At 65.7% G+C, this 17660-nt stretch carries 16 protein-coding genes and 1 pseudogene; 11 read left to right on the top strand and 6 right to left on the bottom strand.

What is annotated here, in order from left to right; translation table 11 throughout:
• Positions 1 to 124 precede the first annotated feature (124 nt).
• From MMSP_RS05910 to phoU, 4 genes and pseudogenes are all read left to right on the top strand, one after another.
• Positions 125 to 1141, top strand: a complete 1017-nt coding sequence (locus MMSP_RS05910) for an acyl-ACP desaturase (protein WP_012396389.1) — start codon at positions 125 to 127, stop codon at positions 1139 to 1141.
• Between the two features lie 8 nt (positions 1142 to 1149).
• Positions 1150 to 2283, top strand: coding sequence for a tRNA dihydrouridine synthase DusB (gene dusB / locus MMSP_RS05905; protein WP_020785860.1), 1134 nt, complete (start codon positions 1150 to 1152; stop codon positions 2281 to 2283).
• Between the two features lie 266 nt (positions 2284 to 2549).
• Positions 2550 to 4674: pseudogene (locus MMSP_RS05900) on the top strand (LCP family protein).
• A gap of 57 nt (positions 4675 to 4731) precedes the next feature.
• Positions 4732 to 5400 carry a phosphate signaling complex protein PhoU gene (gene phoU, locus MMSP_RS05895; protein WP_012396392.1) on the top strand — a complete coding sequence of 223 codons (669 nt, stop codon included), beginning with the start codon at positions 4732 to 4734 and terminating at the stop codon, positions 5398 to 5400.
• Positions 5401 to 5434: 34 nt separating this feature from the next.
• Here phoU and pstB read toward each other — a convergent pair whose 3' ends face one another.
• From pstB to MMSP_RS05865, 6 genes are all read right to left on the bottom strand, one after another.
• On the bottom strand, positions 5435 to 6211 hold the full coding sequence (pstB, locus tag MMSP_RS05890) for a phosphate ABC transporter ATP-binding protein PstB (RefSeq protein WP_020785856.1): 777 nt from the start codon (positions 6209 to 6211) through the stop codon (positions 5435 to 5437).
• A 19-nt stretch (positions 6212 to 6230) separates the two neighbouring features.
• Positions 6231 to 7121 carry a phosphate ABC transporter permease PstA gene (gene pstA, locus MMSP_RS05885; protein ID WP_020785855.1) on the bottom strand — a complete coding sequence of 297 codons (891 nt, stop codon included), beginning with the start codon at positions 7119 to 7121 and terminating at the stop codon, positions 6231 to 6233.
• Entirely contained in the window at positions 7118 to 8137 is a 1020-nt protein-coding gene (gene pstC / locus MMSP_RS05880) for a phosphate ABC transporter permease subunit PstC (protein ID WP_020785854.1), read from the bottom strand. Before pstC ends, pstA begins: the two co-directional genes overlap by 4 nt.
• A 56-nt stretch (positions 8138 to 8193) precedes the next feature.
• Positions 8194 to 9300, bottom strand: coding sequence for a phosphate ABC transporter substrate-binding protein PstS (gene pstS, locus MMSP_RS05875; protein WP_020785853.1), 1107 nt, complete (start codon positions 9298 to 9300; stop codon positions 8194 to 8196).
• A 136-nt stretch (positions 9301 to 9436) separates the two neighbouring features.
• A complete protein-coding gene (mshD, locus tag MMSP_RS05870; protein WP_036426238.1) occupies positions 9437 to 10399 on the bottom strand; it encodes a mycothiol synthase in 963 nt (320 codons plus the stop codon).
• Positions 10396 to 11163, bottom strand: coding sequence for a response regulator transcription factor (locus MMSP_RS05865; protein WP_086085189.1), 768 nt, complete (start codon positions 11161 to 11163; stop codon positions 10396 to 10398). Before MMSP_RS05865 ends, mshD begins: the two co-directional genes overlap by 4 nt.
• 403 nt (positions 11164 to 11566) lie before the next feature.
• On the opposite strand from MMSP_RS05865, the gene lmeA reads away from it, so the two are divergent.
• The 7 genes from lmeA to MMSP_RS05830 all read left to right on the top strand — a co-directional run bounded on the left by lmeA (position 11567) and on the right by MMSP_RS05830 (position 17649).
• Entirely contained in the window at positions 11567 to 12379 is an 813-nt protein-coding gene (gene lmeA, locus MMSP_RS05860) for a mannan chain length control protein LmeA (protein ID WP_036427113.1), read from the top strand.
• Positions 12376 to 12540 (top strand): Ms5788A family Cys-rich leader peptide, encoded by a 165-nt coding sequence (locus MMSP_RS29740; protein WP_369688737.1) that lies wholly within the window; start codon positions 12376 to 12378, stop codon positions 12538 to 12540. The genes lmeA and MMSP_RS29740 overlap by 4 nt, the downstream gene beginning before the upstream one ends.
• 138 nt (positions 12541 to 12678) lie before the next feature.
• A complete protein-coding gene (locus MMSP_RS05855; RefSeq protein WP_015357271.1) occupies positions 12679 to 13149 on the top strand; it encodes a DUF4395 domain-containing protein in 471 nt (156 codons plus the stop codon).
• Between the two features lie 37 nt (positions 13150 to 13186).
• A complete protein-coding gene (locus tag MMSP_RS05850) occupies positions 13187 to 14029 on the top strand; it encodes a sulfurtransferase (protein ID WP_020785849.1) in 843 nt (280 codons plus the stop codon).
• 1 nt (position 14030) lies between these two features.
• Complete coding sequence (locus MMSP_RS05845) at positions 14031 to 14333, top strand: DUF1416 domain-containing protein (protein ID WP_011738766.1); 303 nt, start codon at positions 14031 to 14033, stop codon at positions 14331 to 14333.
• 151 nt (positions 14334 to 14484) lie between these two features.
• Positions 14485 to 15156 (top strand): FABP family protein, encoded by a 672-nt coding sequence (locus MMSP_RS05835; protein WP_012396402.1) that lies wholly within the window; start codon positions 14485 to 14487, stop codon positions 15154 to 15156.
• Positions 15157 to 15435: 279 nt separating this feature from the next.
• Positions 15436 to 17649 carry a RyR domain-containing protein gene (locus tag MMSP_RS05830; RefSeq protein WP_235065679.1) on the top strand — a complete coding sequence of 738 codons (2214 nt, stop codon included), beginning with the start codon at positions 15436 to 15438 and terminating at the stop codon, positions 17647 to 17649.
• Positions 17650 to 17660: the final 11 nt, after the last annotated feature.

Raw genomic sequence — 17660 nt, 5'->3', positions numbered from 1 at the left:
ATGCGACGCCACTAGTGGCGCGGCCGATAGTGCGCAAACTTGATGCTACCGATCGACACAGATATATTGACTGCAACCCACAGACACAGATAAATCCGCAAAACCACAGATACTGGAGGGCGCCATGTCGGCCCCGCTGACCGACCTACACCTGCTGCACGAGCTTGAACCGGTCGTTGAGAAGTACCTCAACCGGCACCTCAGCATGCACAAGAACTGGAACCCGCACGACTACATCCCGTGGTCGGACGGCAAGAACTACTACGCCCTGGGCGGCCAGGAGTGGGACCCGGAGCAGAGCAAGCTTTCCGATGTCGCACAGATCGCGATGGTGCAGAACCTGGTCACCGAGGACAACCTGCCCTCCTATCACCGCGAGATCGCGATGAACATGGGCATGGACGGCGCCTGGGGTCAGTGGGTCAACCGGTGGACCGCCGAGGAGAACCGACACGGCATCGCGCTGCGTGACTACCTGGTGGTGACCCGCTCCGTCGACCCGGTCGAGCTGGAGAAGCTACGGCTCGAGGTGGTCAACCGCGGCTTCAGCCCGGGCCAGAACCACCAGGGCGACTATTTCGCCGAGAGCGTCACCGACTCGGTCATCTACGTGAGTTTCCAGGAGCTGGCCACCCGCGTTTCGCACCGCAATACCGGCAAGGCCTGCAACGACCCCATCGCCGACCAGCTGATGGCCAAGATCTCGGCCGACGAGAACCTGCACATGATCTTCTACCGCGACGTCAGCGAGGCCGCGTTCGACCTGGCCCCCAACCAGGCGATGAAGTCGCTGCACCTGATCCTGCACAACTTCAAGATGCCCGGGTTCCAGGTGCCCGAGTTCCGGCGCAAAGCGGTGATCATCGCCGTCGGGGGCGTCTACGACCCGCGCATCCACCTCGACGAGGTCGTCATGCCGGTGCTGAAGAAGTGGCGCATCTTCGAGCGCGAGGACTTCACCGGCGAGGGCGCCAAGATGCGCGACGAACTTGCCCTGCTGGTCAAGGAACTCGAGATGTCCTGCGACAAGTTCGAGGAGTCCAAGCAGCGCCAGCTCGATCGGGAAGCTCGTACCGGCAAGCGGGTGTCGGCCTTCGAACTGCACAAGACGGCCGGCAAGCTGCCGATGAGCCGGCGGTAGTTCCGGCATTGCGCATCGGCCCGATCGAGCTGGCCAGCCCGGTTGTATTGGCGCCGATGGCTGGTGTGACCAATGTCGCATTTCGCACGCTGTGTCGTGAACTAGAGCAGGCCAAGGTCGGCACGGTCAGTGGACTGTATGTCTGTGAGATGGTGACCGCGCGCGCTCTGGTCGAGCGCCATCCGGTCACCATGCACATGACCACGTTCGCCCCGGACGAATCGCCGCGGTCGCTGCAGCTCTACACCGTCGACCCCGACACCACCTACGCTGCGGCCCGCATGATCGCCGAGGAAGGCTTGGCCGATCACATCGACATGAACTTCGGCTGCCCGGTCCCCAAGGTGACCAAGCGTGGCGGTGGGGCCGCCCTGCCGTTCAAGCGACGGTTGTTCGGCCAGATCGTCGCCGCCGCGGTGCGCGGGGTCGAGGGCACCGACATACCGGTGACGGTCAAGTTCCGCATCGGCATCGACGACGCGCACCACACGCACCTCGATGCCGGCCGCATCGCCGAGGCCGAGGGCGCCGCCGCGGTCGCACTGCACGCCCGGACCGCGGCACAGCGCTACTCGGGCACGGCCGATTGGGAGCAGATCGCGCTGCTCAAGCAGCACGTGCGGACGGTCCCGGTGCTCGGCAACGGAGACATCTACGACGCCAGCGATGCGCTGGCGATGATCGCCGCCACCGGTTGCGACGGCGTTGTCATCGGCCGCGGCTGCCTGGGCCGGCCGTGGCTGTTCGCCGAATTGTCGGCGGCTTTCACCGGTAACCCGGGACCCACGCCCCCCACCCTGGACGAGGTGACCGACATCATCCGCCGGCACGGCGAACTACTGGCCGCGCACTTCGGCGAGGACAAGGGCATGCGCGACATCCGCAAGCATGTCGCCTGGTACCTGCACGAATTTCCGGCCGGATCCGACCTGCGCCGAGCATTGGCGCTGGTCAAGACCCTAGACGAACTCGACTCTCTGCTGACGCGGTTGGACCCCGGCGTCGCTTTCCCCGAAGCCGCCAACGGCCCCAGGGGCCGGCAGGGTTCACCCTCCCGAGTCGCCCTTCCCGAGGGTTGGCTGGATGACCCCGATGACTGCCGGGTGCCCGACGGCGCGGACGTCATGCACTCCGGCGGCTAGCCCCATCGACTTCGGCAGTCGAACTGAGACGCTCTCGAAATCGCGTGTGCGCCGATATGTCAGTACGATGTGGGCTTTATTGCATTGCGCGGCGCCATCACCTTGGCGCTGCGCTGTGGTATGCGCACGGACAACGCTGATGTCTTCATCCGATTTTCGGAGGCCGGTAGGACATGGGTGATGGCAAGAGGGACGCCACTCCTGGCCATCGGCGCGCGTCCGGCACCCACCGCGGTGATGAATTGATTACCCCAAACCGACAGGAAATGCGAGACGCCGCGCCGTGGGAGCGGTTCTCGGCCGCACCTGTCGATGACGACCTCGTTCGATGGTCGAGTACACGATCCGCCGACGTGGCGCAGGCCGCCGCGGCGGTCGACACCCGCGGTGGCGCGAAACCGCGCCAAGCCCACGACGACGTCGAGCGCACCCCGAAGGTCGGCTCTCACATCGACGGCGGTGTCAGCGTCGCCGAGTTGATCGCCAAACTCGGGGCCCCCGTTCCCGCCCATCCGGCCCACCACCACAGCGCACCGGAATCCGAGCCCGACCCAGTCCCCGCGGATGCCGCCCCCGATATCGCCGACCAGGTCCACGAGCCGGCTGACGAGCAGCTGGACACCGAGGTCATCGCCATCCCGGCCTACTCGCTGCAACTGCTCTCCGAACTCCCCGACCTCGGTTCTGCCAACTATCCGCACGACGAGTCCGACCCCGAATCGCCCGGCGAGCAGCCGGCCGCACCGGCGCGGGCCCGGCGGCCGCGGTTGCGTCGCAGGTCGACCGCAAAGACTCCCCGGCCCGGCAAGGACGAGCCGAAGCCGCGCCGGCGCCCGATACTGCTGGCCGGGCGGTCGCTGGCGGCGCTGTTCGCCGTGCTGGCGCTGGTGCTCACCGGCGGGGCGTGGGAATGGAGTTCGTCGAAAAACAACCGGCTCAACACGGTGAGCGCGCTCGACCCGCACTCGGGCGACATCGTCAACCCCAGCGGGCAATACGGCGACGAGAATTTCCTGATCGTCGGCATGGACACCCGTGCCGGCGCCAATTCGAATGTCGGCGCCGGTGACACCGAGGACGCCGGCGGGGCGCGGTCGGACACCGTGATGCTGGTCAACATCCCGGCGAACCGCAAACGAGTAGTGGCGGTCTCGTTCCCCCGCGACCTGGCGATCACCCCCGTCAAGTGCGAGGCCTGGAACCCCGACACCGGCAAGTACGGGCCGATCTATGACGAGACGACGGGACAGATGGGTCCCCGGATGGTCTACACCGAGACCAAACTGAACTCGTCGTTCTCCTTCGGCGGGCCCAAGTGTCTGGTGAAGGTGATCCAAAAACTCTCCGGGTTGAGCATCAACCGGTTCATCGCCATCGACTTCGTCGGCTTCGCCAAGATGGTCCAAGCGCTCGGTGGTGTCGAGGTGTGCAGCACCACGCCGCTGCGCGACTACGAAATCGACACGGTGCTCGAACACGCTGGACGCCAGGTGATCGACGGGACGACCGCCCTGAACTATGTGCGAGCCCGCCAGGTGACCACCGAGAGCAACGGCGACTACGGCCGCATCAAACGTCAGCAGCTGTTCTTGTCGTCGCTGCTGCGTTCGCTGATTTCCGAAGACACCCTGTTCAACCTCAACAAGCTCAACAACGTGGTCGACATGTTCATCGGCGACAGCTACGTCGACAACGTCAAGACCAAGGATCTGGTTGAGCTGGGTCAGTCGCTGCAGGGCATGGCGGCCGGACACATCACGTTCGTCACCGTGCCCACCGGTATCACCGATGAGAACGGCGACGAGCCCCCGCGAACGGCCGACATGAAGGCGCTGTTCAGCGCCATCATCGACGATGAGCCGCTGCCGCTGGAAAACGATCACAACGCCCAGACGTTGGGAAACCGGCCGACCACGACGGCACCGACCACGGCCCCCACAGCGCCAGCCGGCAAGTCCTGCCGACGAGGTTCAGCACCAACAGGTGACAACCACCTCGCCGCAAGAAGTCACCGTGCAGGTCTCCAACGGAACCGGGACCACGGGTCTGGCCGCCACCGCCGCCAGCCAGCTCAAGCGCAACGGCTTCAACGTGATGGCACCCGACGACTACCCGAATTCGTTGCAGACCACGACGGTGCTTTTTGCCCCCGGCAACGAGCAAGCCGCCGCGACGGTGGCCGCCGCGTTCGGCAACAGCAAGGTTGAGCGGGTCACCGGGATCGGCGAGGTGGTGCAGGTGGTGCTCGGCGCCGACTTCAAGGCGGTGACCGCTCCCCCGCCGAGCGGCTCGTCGGTCAGCGTGCAGATCAGCCGCAATTCCACCAGCCCACCGATTAAGCTGCCGGAAGACCTAACGGTGACCAACGCCGCCGACACCACCTGCGAGTAGGCGCCCTTCGGGCGGCGCTTCGCGGCGTTTAGGCGGTCGAGAACGTAGGCTTAGCACATGCGGACGGCCTACCATGAGCAGCTCTCGGAGTTATCCGAGCGGCTCGGTGAGATGTGTGGGCTGGCAGGCATCGCGATGGAGCGGGCGACTCAGGCCCTGTTACAAGCCGATCTGCTGCTGGCCGAACAGGTGATCTCTGACCACGAGAAGATCGCGACGCTGAGCGCAAGGGCCGAGGAGAGCGCCTTCGTGCTGCTGGCCTTGCAGGCACCGGTTGCCGGTGACCTCCGGGCGATCGTGAGCGCAATCCAGATGGTGGCCGACATCGACCGGATGGGGGCCCTGGCCCTGCACGTGGCCAAGATCGCCCGCCGGCGCCATCCCCAACACGCGCTACCCGAAGAGGTCAACGGCTACTTCGCCGAAATGGGCAGGGTCGCAGTCGAATTGGGGAGCAGTGCGCAAGAAGTGGTGTTGTCCCGCGACCCGGAGAAGGCGGCCCGGATCCGCGAAGAAGACGACGCGATGGACGATCTGCACCGGCATCTGTTCACCGTGCTGATGGACCGAGAATGGAAGTACGGCGTGGCGGCCGCCGTCGACGTGACGCTGCTGGGCCGCTTCTACGAACGTTTCGCCGACCACGCCGTGGAAGTGGCGCGGCGAGTGATCTTTCAGGCCACCGGGAGATTCCCCGAAGACGAATCGCCAACCCACTCGCGCTGACCGCGATCGGCCGTGGCGGCCGGGGCCACCCGGGTCAGCCGAAACGGCCCGAGATGTAGTCCTCGGTGGACTTCTCCCGCGGGTTCGAGAAGATCTTTTCGGTGTCGTCGATTTCGATCAGGCAGCCCGGTTTGCCCACGGCTTCCAGGTTGAAAAACGCTGTCTGATCGCTCACCCGGGCGGCCTGTTGCATGTTGTGGGTGACGATCACGATGGTGTATTCCTGTTTCAATTCGCTGATCAGATCCTCGATCGCCATCGTGGAGATGGGATCCAGCGCCGAACACGGCTCGTCCATCAGCAACACGTCGGGTTGTACCGCGATGGCCCGCGCGATACACAACCGCTGCTGCTGCCCACCGGACAGCCCGCCGCCGGGCCTGTCCATCCTGTCTTTGACCTCATCCCACAAGTTGGCCCCACGCAGGGAATACTCGGCCGTTTCGTCGAGCACCTTTCGATTGCGCACGCCCTGCAGCTTGAGGCCGGCAACCACGTTGTCGCGAATCGACATCGCGGGAAAGGGGTTGGGGCGCTGAAAGACCATCCCGATCGCCCGTCGCACCCCCACCGGGTCGATACCGGGACCGTAGATGTTTTCGTCGTCAAGCAGCACCGAGCCCTCGACGCGGGCACCCGGGATGACCTCGTGCATCCGGTTCAGCGTGCGCAGCACCGTCGTCTTGCCGCAGCCGGAGGGGCCGATGAACGCCGTCACACTGCGGGGAAGAATCGACAGCGACACCTCAGCGACGGCGTGAAACGACCCGTAGTAGATGTTGACGTCCTTGAGGTCTAGCCTCTTGGCCACTTAGCGCTCCTGCCCTTGACTACTTGGCGACGAGGATTCTTGTGAGCACCCTGGCCCCGATATTGATGATGGCAATCACCAAGATCAGCGTCAGCGCGGCGCCCCACAACCGGTCCGTGGGTACCGGGTTCATTCCGGCACCCATCGTGGTCTGGTCATACATCATGCCGGGCAACGAGCCCATGTACCCGCTGAAGATGTCAAAGTTCATCGTCCGTGCATATCCGACCAGGATCAGCAACGGCGCCGTCTCACCCATCACCCTGGCCAATGCCAACAGGATCCCGGTGATGATGCCGGACAACCCGGTGGGAATGACGATGCGGACGATGGTCTTCCACTTCGGTAGCCCCAGCGCATAGCCGGCCTCGCGCAGGTCCACCGGAACGATACGCAGCATCTCCTCGGTCGCCCGCACGATCACCGGAAGCATCAACAAGACCAGCGCCAAGGACACCGCGAACTCGGAACGGGGAAAACCCAACACCCCGACCCACAATGCGTAGAGGAACAGCGCGGCCACGATCGACGGCACGCCCGTCAGGATGTCGACGGTGAAGGACACCAGCCTGCCCATCAGCCCGCCACCGTCGTATTCGACCAGGTAGATCGCCACCATAATGCCGATCGGAATGGACAGCGCCGCACACACCAAGCCCTGCAGCACGGTGCCGACGATCGCGTGATAGGCGCCGCCCCCGGCCACGAATGCCGTCATCCCCGCCTGCGAATGAGTCCACCACGCGCTGGAAGTCACCGCCTTGAAGCCTTTGGCGATCACCGAACCCAGTACCCAGATCAACGGCGTCAGTGCCACCAGCACGGTCGCCAGGCTGTTCACCAGCCGACGGCGGCGCGCCAGTCCCGAGAACGTGCGCGCCTTGACCGGCCGGTCCAACATCGAGGTCATCGGTGCACCCTTCTGGTACCGATGAGCGCGGTGCGGGCGATGGCGTTGACCACGAGGGTGAGCAGAAAAAGCATCAGTCCCGCGGCCAGGTAGGCCCCGGCCTGATACTGGTCGTCGAGATCCGAGGCCGCGCCGGCAATCTTGGTGGCGAAGGTGGAGCCACCGTCGAACAACGACCATCCGAACGCCTGCTCGGTGCCGCGCAGGATGATCAGCAGCGCGACCGTCTCACCCAAGGCCCGGCCCAGACCCAGGATCGCGCCGCTGACGTATCCCGAGCGCCCGAACGGCAGCACGGTGGTCTTGACCGCCTCCCACCGGGTGGCGCCGAGCGCCAGCGCGGCCTCGATCTGGTCCTGGGAAGTTTGAGCGAAGACTTCCCGGGTGTTGGCGGTGATCATCACCGCCAACACGATCCCCCCGGTGAAGACGGTGCCGCCCTCGTCGACCGGGCCATCACCGCTGGCGAACAGGAAACACCAGCCCAGGGTGCGATTGAGCCAGGCAGCGGCCGGTTGCAGTTGCGGCGCCAGCACGTATAGACCCCATACGCCATAGACGATCGACGGCACCGCGGCCAGCAGATCCACCAGGTAGGCCAACGGGCCGGCAACCCGCCGCGGCGCGTACTGAGTCAGGAAGATCGCCACGCCCAGCGCGACCGGCATCGCCAACATCAGCGCAAACAGCGAGATGAAGACCGTGACCTCGAGCAGGTCGAGGATTCCGAAGTGCATCGCCGACGTATCGGAGGTCACCCAATTCCCGCCGTAGGTCAAGAAGTTTTCTTTGTTGCGGGCCAGTGCGGGAATCGCGCGCCACGCCAGGAATACGCCGATCGCGATGATCAGGGCGACGACCAGGACTCCGGCGCCCTGAGCCAGCCAACGAAATATCCGGTCCGCCAAACCCGGTTTGCCGCTGCCCCACGGATTGATGGAGATGACCGGCGATTCCGGCAGGGGTGCCGCGATGACCTTCCCCGCACCCACGTCGGCCGGGTCAGGTGCTATCACTGCGGTCCCATCGATGCCATCACCCTTGTGCCTACCGAGCGCTGATCCTCAGGCGGTCATTGCAGAGCGTTGATCGCGGTCACTAGGCGCTGTTTGACATTATCGGGCACCGGAACGTAACCGGCCGAGGCAAGGCCGCTCTGACCGCTGTTGACGGCGGTCGCGAGGAACGCCTTCACCGCGGCCCCGGTTTCCGCGTCATATCCGTTCGAGCACACGATCTCGTAGCTGGCCAGCATGATCGGGTAGGCGCCCGGGTCGCGCAGCCCGTAGATCGAATTCAGCTCCAGCACCAGGTCATTGCCGCTGGAGGCAAACGTCACCGCATCGACGGCACTGCGGGCCGTTTCGTTGGTCAGCGGTACGACGCTGATGCCGTTGTTGATTTGCGCGAACGGCAGGCCGGCGCTGTCGGCGAAACCCTTCTCGACATATCCGATCGAGTTCGGGGTGGACTGCACCGCGGTGATCACCCCCGCCGAGCCGCGTGCGCCCTGGCCGACACCACCGCGAAACTCCCCGCCGACCCCGTTGGTCCAGCCCTGCGGCGCCGCGGCGGTCAGATATTTCTGGAAGTTGTCGGTGGTCCCCGACGATTCCTGTCGATAGACGGGTGCGATCGGGGCGTTGGGCAGCGCCACACCGGGGTTGAGCCCAAGCAGGATCGGATCATCCCAGGTCCGAATCAGACCGCTGAAGGTCTTGGCCAGTGCATCGGCATCCACGATCAACGTCTTGACGCCAGGCAAGTTGTACACCAACGCGATGGGACCGAAAACCAGTGGCAGGTCCCAGGCCGGATTGCCGCCGCAACGGTCGGCGGCCGGCCCAATCTGGTCGGCGACCAGCGGTGAGTCCGATCCCGCGAAATCGACACGCCCCGCGATGAACTGTTCGCGGCCGGCACCGGACCCGGTGGCCTTGTAGGACACGCTCTTACCCTGACAAAGCTCGCCCCACACCTGGTTGAACAGCGCCATGGCGTCCTCCTGAGCGGTGGACCCCTCGGCGGTCAAGGTATTCCTGCCGCCGCACTCCACCCGTCGCGAAACCGCTCCGGAGTTCGCCGACGAGCCCCGGCGGTCATCGCCACCGCACGCGGTCAACACCCCGGCGCAAAACGTCGTTGCGGCCATCACCGTCGCCAAGGCTCTGCCCACCATGCCGAGTCTCACAAATCTCGCTTCCTGCACGCGTTCTCGACGGTTTCCGGCGGCGCTCGCCGTCTCCCAGACGGATTGCCGACCCACCCGGCCAGTATGCCCTTCGGCGCACACGCAACCGGGCCGACCACCGACGCTAGGCCAACGCCGCGTCCGGTGCCGCCAGGGCGTAGGCCGTGTCGACGCTATGGGTGGAAAAGCCCAACCCCTGATAGGTCCGCACGGCGGCGATATTGTCCGACTCCACGTAGAGCATGACCGTGGATTCGTGGCCGAGATCGCGATCCCCCAACCGCTGAGCCAACGAGCGAAGACCGATCATCGTCAACGTGCGGCCCAGCCCGCGCCCCTGCGCGGCTGGATCGACACCCAGGACATAGACCTCGCCGAGGCCGGGATCATCGAGGTGAATCTTGGTCCAGTGAAAGCCGAGCAGCCTGGGCTGGCCGCTTGGGGAGTCCTCGGCGCCTTCGGAGCCTTCCAAGGCCAGAAACAGGCCAGCGGGATCGAACCATGGCTCACCTCGGCGCTCGGCCAAGTCTGCTTCGGTCCATCCGCCCTGTTCGGGGTGATAGGCGAAGGCGGCGTTGTTGACCCGCAATAACTCGGCGTCGTCTTCCGTTCCGGCATACGTGCGGATCTGCAGTCCGTTCGGGATCACCGGTTCGGGAAGCTGGCGCAGCGACCGCCGCATCTGTCCCAGTTCGCGGACCGGGGTCAGCCCCAGCGCGGACGCCGTGGCCCGAGCGGGTGCCAGGGTGCCGTGCGCCCAGAACTGGTTTCGTCCGCCCGTCTTCGCCAGGGCCGCACGCACCATTGCGGTCGCGATCCCGCGCCGCCGCGCCTGCGGATGCACCACCAGCTCGGCCATCGCGGCATCGGCCCCATGGGCGGGACTGAGATTCAGATAGCCGATGGCGGATTTCCCTGGTGATTGATCCTCGACCAACAGGTGCTCGGCGCGCTGCTGGGCCAATTCCCGCAGCACCTGCTCGCCCACGGGAGCCACCCCGTCGACTTGTGTTGCCACCGTGACGAGATCACGCACCTGCCGCTGTTGATCGTCGGTCAGATGCGAGCGCCATTGCCCCGCCGTCACGGACTGCGTAACGGGTCAACCCTTGGCTCTTCGTAACCGTCGTGATCCGACTCGGCCTCTTCGTCGTCGGCATCGACGGCCACTGACCGTCCGCGCGCCGGTCGAACCGCTTTGTAACCCACGTTACGTACCGTGCCGATCAACGCCTCGTGCTCGGGGCCGAGTTTGGCCCGCAAGCGCCGCACGTGCACATCGACGGTGCGGGTGCCACCGAAGAAGTCGTACCCCCATACCTCGTGTAGCAGCTGCGCGCGGGTGAACACGCGACCGGCATGTTGCGCGAGGTATTTCAGTAGTTCGAACTCCTTATAGGTGAGGTCGAGGGGCCGGCCGCGCAGCCGGGCGGTGTAGGTGCCTTCGTCGATGACCAGCTCGCCCAGGCTGACCTTGCCGACGCTCTCCTGATCGGCCTGACCTCCGCGGCGGCCGACCACCAGACGCAGTCGGGCGTCGATCTCAGCGGGTCCGGTGCTGGGCAGCAGGATCTCGTCCAAACCCCAGTCGGCGCTAACCGCCACCAGGCCGCCCTCGTTCACCACCGCCAACACCGGCACCGACCTGCCGGCCGTGCTCAATAGACGACAAAGACCACGAGCCGCCGATAGATCGTTGCGAGCGTCAACAAGCACCGCATCCGCGTTGCCCGCTTCCAGTAGCGAAGAAGCCTCCGCTGAGGCCGTCCGTACATTGTGAGGAAGCAACGACAGTGACGGCAACACAGGGTCGGGATACAGCTCCGAGGTTAGTAGTAATAACTCCAACAAGCCCCTCCAGCGTCGTGGGAAAGGCATCTCCCAGATTCATCGCGACATGTGACGTTAGCGCCCAGCACATCTAACGATAACTTGCCACCTGGTCTTTGGCCCGACGATAAGGCGTTGCGCAAGGCAGAAACGGGTGGCCGGAGGGCCCCGCGGCGCGTCGCGCCGGCCGCCCGGGGCTGCGCCGCCCAGGATCTGCCCAGGGCACGCTCTTTGCCCGCCGTGCAGCGACAACCGCCAGCTAGCGGTCGTGCTAGCGCCCTGGCGGTTCGACTGACCGGCGGCCGCATCCTGGGCCGACCCACCCAGGTCCGTCCCGGTAACTGTGACCAAGCTGACAGTTCATGACCGGGGCGCGGCCCAGCACGACGATCCGATCGGATCAATCCGGCCGGTAGGCCACAATATGCGGATGCGCAAGGTGCTGGTCGGACTCACTGCAACCGCGATCGTCCTGGGCATCGTCATCCTCGGTGCCGTCGGCATCGACTTCGGGGCCAGCATCTACGCGGAATACCGGCTGTCGACCAGCGTACGCAAGGCTGCGCACCTGGGGTCGGACCCGTTTGTCGCCATCCTCGGCTTCCCGTTCATTCCGCAAGCGATGAGGCATCGGTACTTCGAGCTGGAGATCAAGGCCATTGCCGTCGAGCACGCCGTGGTCGGCGTGGCCACGCTCGAAGCCACCATGCATTCGATCGACCTCTCCCAGGCTTCCTGGCTGATCGAGCCGAATTCGCGGATGACGGTGCACAAGCTGGAAAGCCGCATCATCATCGACTCGATGCACCTGGGCCGCCACCTCCGCATCAGCGATCTGATGGTGCAGGCGCCCCCGCAGGAGAGCAACGACGCCACCGGAGGCACGACCGAGTCAGGGATATCGGACGGTCACGGGTTGGTGCTCAGCGGAACGCCGACATCGGCCGACTTTGATCAACGGGTCAGCGTCTCGGTGGACGTGTCCATCGCCCCCGAGGACCAGTCGACCCTGGTCATCACCCCAACCCGCGTCGTCACCGGCCCCGATACCGCCGACCAAACCGTTCCGGACGACAAACTCGGTGCGGTGCTGCGCGCCTTCAGCAGCCGGCTGCCGAACCAGAAGCTGCCGTTCGCCGTGGCCCCCAACACGGTAGGGGCCCGGGGTTCGGACATCATCATCGAAGGCATCACCAACGACGTGACGATTTCCCTCGAGGGGTTCAAGCAGTCGTGACCGCGGCGGCGTGCGCGCCGCTCTGGTGGCTCGATCACGATGTCGTTGGGTTATTGGGTAAGCTGACCGGCGTGTCAGCCCGCCTTGAGCCTCTGCTCACCAAGCGTCGCGCAGTAGATCTGTGCCGCATCGCGGGTTGTTGCTGTTGCTGTAGCTGCTGAGTAGCTGCGTCGTCTACGCAGTTCACTCGGGGCAGCCGCGGAATCTGACCGTGGCCTATCTCCCCACTTCGCCCTATATCGCTATATCGCCCGAAGTGCCCTGCATCGCCGCGCAACAGCCATTTCTAGGAGCAGTCCGTGTCCAGCACCAACACCCGCACCGCAGTCGAGCTGGTAGACGTTCGAGGACCCCGGTTCGCCGCATGGGTCACCACCGCGGTTCTGCTGGTGGTCCTGATCATCTCGGCCCTCAACCCCGCCGCCGCCGCGGTCGTGTTGGGCCTGCAGGCCACCGCGTTCGCCGTCGGTGCCTTCGCCGGACCGCGCCGGCACCCATATGGAGTGCTGTTTTCGGCATTCGTGGCACCTCGCATCGCGGCGGTTCGGGAGCGTGAGCCGGTCCCCCCGCTGAAGTTCGCCCAGCTCGTCGGGCTGGTGTTCGCGGTCTGCGGCGTCGCCGGCTTTGCCCTCGGCCCGTTCCTGGTCGGCGCGGTCGCGACCGCGCTGGCACTGGTGGCTGCCTTCCTGAATGCGGCCTTCGGCATCTGTTTGGGCTGTGAGCTCTACCCGCTGGCCGCACGCCTGCGACGCGATCCCCACCCCGCCTAACTGCTGTTCACCAGAATAACCTGAAAGGACCGACACCATGGCACGCACCGACGTCCTGGTCTCCGCCGACTGGGCTAAGAGCAATCTTGGAAACTCCGGGGCCGCCAACGTTGTCTTCGTCGAAGTCGACGAGGACGCCAGCGCATACGATGACGGCCACATCGCCGGTGCCATCAAGCTGGACTGGCGCACCGATCTGCAGGATCCGATCAAGCGCGACTTCGTCGACGCCCAGCAGTTCTCCAAACTGCTCTCCGACCGCGGCATCTCCAACGACGACACCGTGGTCCTCTACGGCGGCAACAACAACTGGTTCGCCGCGTACGCCTACTGGTACTTCAAGCTGTACGGACACCAGAACGTCAAGCTCCTCGACGGCGGCCGCAAGAAGTGGGAGCTCGATGGGCGCCCCTTGTCCACCGCCGCCGTGAGCCGGCCGGCAACCTCCTACACCGCGGTGGCACCGGACAATTCGATCCGGGCGTTCCGCGACGAGGTGATCGCGGCCATCCACGTCAAGAACCTGGTGGACGTGCGATCCCCCGACGAATTCTCCGGCAAGATTCTCGCGCCCGCGCACCTGCCCCAGGAGCAGAGTCAGCGGCCCGGCCACGTTCCCGGCGCCATCAACGTGCCCTGGAGCAGGACCGCCAACGAGGACGGCACCTTCAGAACCGATGAGCAGCTGGCCAAGCTCTACGCCGATGCCGGTCTCGACGGCGCCAAGGAAACCATTGCGTACTGCCGCATCGGGGAACGGTCCTCACACACCTGGTTCGTCTTACACGAACTGCTCGGGCATAAGAAGGTAAAGAACTACGACGGCAGTTGGACGGAATACGGCTCCCTGGTGGGCGCCCCGATCGAGTTGGGAAATTGATATGTGCACTGCGCCCAAGCAAGGACTGACGTTGCCCGCCAGCGTCGACCTGGAAAAGGAAACGGTGATCACCGGTCGCGTCGTGGACCGCGACGGGCAGACCATCGGCGGCGCGTTCGTGCGGCTGCTGGACTCCTCCGACGAGTTCACCGCCGAGGTCGTGGCATCGGCGACCGGCGACTTCCGGTTTTTCGCCGCGCCGGGATCGTGGACCGTGCGCGCACTGTCCAAGGCCGGAAACGGTGACGCCGTGGTCAGACCGTCGGGGGCGGGCATCCACGAGGTGGATGTCAAGATCGCCTGAGGGTCCCCGGACCCTCCTACACTCGCCGACCCGCATGGCCGAATAGAATCATCGGCGTGGTGCTGTTCTACGAGATCTTGCTGGTCCTTGCGACCGTGGTCATCTCCTGGTTCGCGCTTTATGCGCTGTATCGGCTTATCACTGACGAGTCGTGACGTCTGACGCGAGCCAGGACGGACCGGATGCAGTAGCGGGCTCGGGTGATCGCGCCGTCGCCGCTGCGGCGGAACGCGCCAAGTTGACCGCCGCCCGCAATATCCCCACGTTCGACGACCTACCGCTACCCGCCGACACCGCAAACCTGCGCCACGGCGCCAACCTGCACGACGCGCTGCTGGCGCTGCTGCCGCTGGTCGGAGTGTGGCGTGGTGAGGGCGAGGGTCGCGGACCCCACGGCGACTACCGGTTCGGCCAGCAGATCGTGGTTTCCCACGATGGTGGCGACTATCTGAATTGGGAAGCCCGGTCATGGCGCCTCGACGAGGACGGGCAGTACGAGGAGCCGGGCCTGCGTGAGACCGGCTTCTGGCGCTTCGTCAGCGACCCCGAGGACGATCCGAGCGAATCGCAGGCCATCGAGCTGCTGTTGGCGCATTCGGCCGGTTACGTGGAACTGTTCTACGGCCGCCCGCTCACCCAGTCATCTTGGGAGCTGGTCACCGACGCGCTCGCCCGAAGCCGGTCCGGAGTGCTGGTCGGCGGCGCCAAGCGGCTCTACGGCATCATCGAAGGCGGCGACCTCGCCTATGTCGAGGAACGAGTGGACGCCGACGGCGGCTTGGTGCCGCACCTTTCGGCCCGCCTGTCGCGCTACGCCGGCTAGTAGCGCCCGGCGCCGGCCCGGCAAAACCAACCCCCACCTCTAGTTTCTTATTGCCTTTCGCCGACGGTTCTGCGTGTACTTGTTCCACGTTTCAAGCAGCCGCTCAGCCGCGAAGGGAGCCGGCCGATGTTGCGCAGCAGGAAAGCCGCGCCGCTGGCACGTTAGGTCCTCTCGCTGGTCGGTCTGCTCCTGATCGGCTATCTGGCCGCCGTCGCGTTACAGCCCGCCATCCTGGACCAGCTGCCGAGTCCGGTGAGCTGGTTCGGCCGGCCGGGATCGATGGCGACCATCGCAATCGTGGTGGGTGTGCTGGGCGCGGTCAGCGTGCTGACCTTCCGGTCCAGTGCCAGCCACCGGCTGGTGGGGGTGTCGTTCACCGTCATCGCGCTGCTCGTTTCGGCAAGCGCCGTGCTGGGACTCAGCGCGTATTGGAGCTGCCACGACGACAACCATCCGGCCGTCTTCACCCCGCTGATGTGGACCGCCCAATTGGTCAAAGGCGGTGTCGGTGATACCTCGCTGAGCGGACGCACCTGCCCCAATCCCACCCCGGTCGCACTCGAATTGGCCCGGTTCGCCGCACTCTCGGCGATCTTTACCGGCCTGGGCGGTGTGGTGGTCGGCATCTTCCGTTCCCGGGTGGACCGGTTGCGGGCCAAGCTCGCCGATTCGGTCACCGTGATCGTGGGGGGCGACGACGACACCCAACCCATGCTCAGCGGTGTGGCGCGGGCGCTGGACCGTCACGGCACCCTGGTGCTGATCACCAACGCCGACAACGAACACGTGCAACGGGCTCGCCGGCAGGGCGCCCGCGTCGTGCTGGTGGACTTCAACGCGCCGTCCTCGCTGGCTTCGTTGCGCCTGTGGCGCCACCTGGGGCGGCTTTGTCTGATGTCGCCCGACCCGTCGACCAACCTGCTCTGGCTCGATGTGATCGGTCGCCGAGTCGCCCAGCTTGGCAACAAGCAACGGTTGCCGCTCATCGTGCGTATCGATGACCCGTGGCTGGCCGAATCCTGGCGCGCCAAGCAATTCGGCGGATCCGACACCCGTTGGGCGGCCGATGTGGTCGGCAAGTACGAGGTGACGGCCAGCCGGCTGCTCGACGGGGTCATGGCGACCGGCCGGATCACGCGCGTATTCGTCTGCGGCTCTTCACAGTTGACCCTGGCGCTGTGCGCCGAGCTGACCCGCCGCGCCCTGGAGCGTGACTTCTACACCGCACCCGGCGCGCCCCCGCTGCCAGCGCTTACCCTGGTCGAGACGGACGCCGAAGATTACGTGCGCGATCACGAGTTTTACCGTCAGCAAGCCGGATTCGGGTCATCGACCGGACCGGCAGTCACTGCGGTTTCGGAGGCGCCGACGGTGCCGACCATGTGGCGGTTGATCTCCGACGCCGACCCCACCAACTGCGGGGTGATTCTGGCCGGTCCCGACGCCGCGACCCGCGGGACCAGGCTGGCCGCCCGCTTTCCCGAGATGCCCGTGTACGCCTCGGACCTCGGCACCAACATCACCGACGACTCGATCCAGGTGGTCGGATTGCCGCAGTCCTACTCCCTGGTGCTCGACACCCGGGAGGGAAGGATCCAAGACGTTTGGGACCGGGCGGCACGGCTGATCCATGAACGCAAGGTCGCGGGGATCGGCCCGACGAAATCGCGCTCACCCGCCACGATGCCGTGGGCCGAGCTCAACGAGTTCTATCGTGGGTCCACCCGGCGCCGGGTACGCAACGCGTTGTGGATGGTCAAACAGATCGCCGGACATACCTGGAACACCTGGGGCAACCCGGCCAAACCACTGTCCAGCCAAGAGATGGCCGAATCACCGCCACTGGAACAGCTTTCGCTGATGGGCTTTGACCGCCATGCGGCGCTGAGCATGGCGCGGGCAGAGCACGAAGACTGGTGTCGTTACTACCGCCGCAACGGCTGGAGCTACGGCCCCACCCGCGACGACGCCCGCAAGCTCCACGACAGGCTCGTCGACTGGGCGGTCGTCGAAGGCGATCGGGATCTGCTCAACGCCGCGTTGGGCAGCTTGGCGGACACCCTGTGGAGCCTGCGCCGGCTCGGCTACCGGTCGCGTCCGCTGTGGCGACCGTTTATCCGGGTCGGAACCGTCAGCGCGCAACAACGAAACGCGCCCTGGGCATGGACGTCGGATTCGGGGCGCACCAGGCACGCCGACCCCGGCGACTGGGCCGTTGCGGCGGATGGGAAGACGTGGTCGGTGCGAGACGATGTTTTCCGGGCCAGCTACGAACAAAATGGCGACGGACAGTGGCGTCGCAAGGGGCCGGTGCAAGCCCGCCCGGCGCACGCCGGGGAGGCGATCAGCACCCCGGAAGGTCCGGCTACCGCGGCCGACGGCGACTGGGTGGTGCGCGACGGCGACGGCGAACAGTGGCCGGTTCCCGGCGACGAGTTCGCACGTCGGTACCGCGAGTTCGATCCGGCGGCGCGGGCCGGCGAGCGCGGATAGCTCGGCAACTC

The organism is Mycobacterium sp. 012931, from assembly GCF_000419295.1.
Taxonomy (GTDB): Bacteria; Actinomycetota; Actinomycetes; order Mycobacteriales; family Mycobacteriaceae; genus Mycobacterium; species Mycobacterium marinum.
The sequence above is the reverse complement of the archived record's forward strand: the minus strand, read 5'-3'. Positions and strand labels throughout refer to the sequence as shown.

What these genes read in the sequence shown, in the direction of transcription:
- MMSP_RS05910 (WP_012396389.1), top strand. Translation starts at nt 125, where the DNA reads ATGTCGGCCCCGCTGACCGACCTACACCTGCTGCACGAGCTTGAACCG.
- phoU (WP_012396392.1), top strand. Translation starts at nt 4,732, where the DNA reads ATGCGGACGGCCTACCATGAGCAGCTCTCGGAGTTATCCGAGCGGCTC.
- pstA (WP_020785855.1), bottom strand. Translation starts at nt 7,121, where the DNA reads ATGACCTCGATGTTGGACCGGCCGGTCAAGGCGCGCACGTTCTCGGGA.
- pstS (WP_020785853.1), bottom strand. Translation starts at nt 9,300, where the DNA reads ATGGTGGGCAGAGCCTTGGCGACGGTGATGGCCGCAACGACGTTTTGC.
- lmeA (WP_036427113.1), top strand. Translation starts at nt 11,567, where the DNA reads ATGCGGATGCGCAAGGTGCTGGTCGGACTCACTGCAACCGCGATCGTC.
- MMSP_RS05850 (WP_020785849.1), top strand. Translation starts at nt 13,187, where the DNA reads ATGGCACGCACCGACGTCCTGGTCTCCGCCGACTGGGCTAAGAGCAAT.
- MMSP_RS05845 (WP_011738766.1), top strand. Translation starts at nt 14,031, where the DNA reads ATGTGCACTGCGCCCAAGCAAGGACTGACGTTGCCCGCCAGCGTCGAC.
- MMSP_RS05830 (WP_235065679.1), top strand. Translation starts at nt 15,436, where the DNA reads ATGGCGACCATCGCAATCGTGGTGGGTGTGCTGGGCGCGGTCAGCGTG.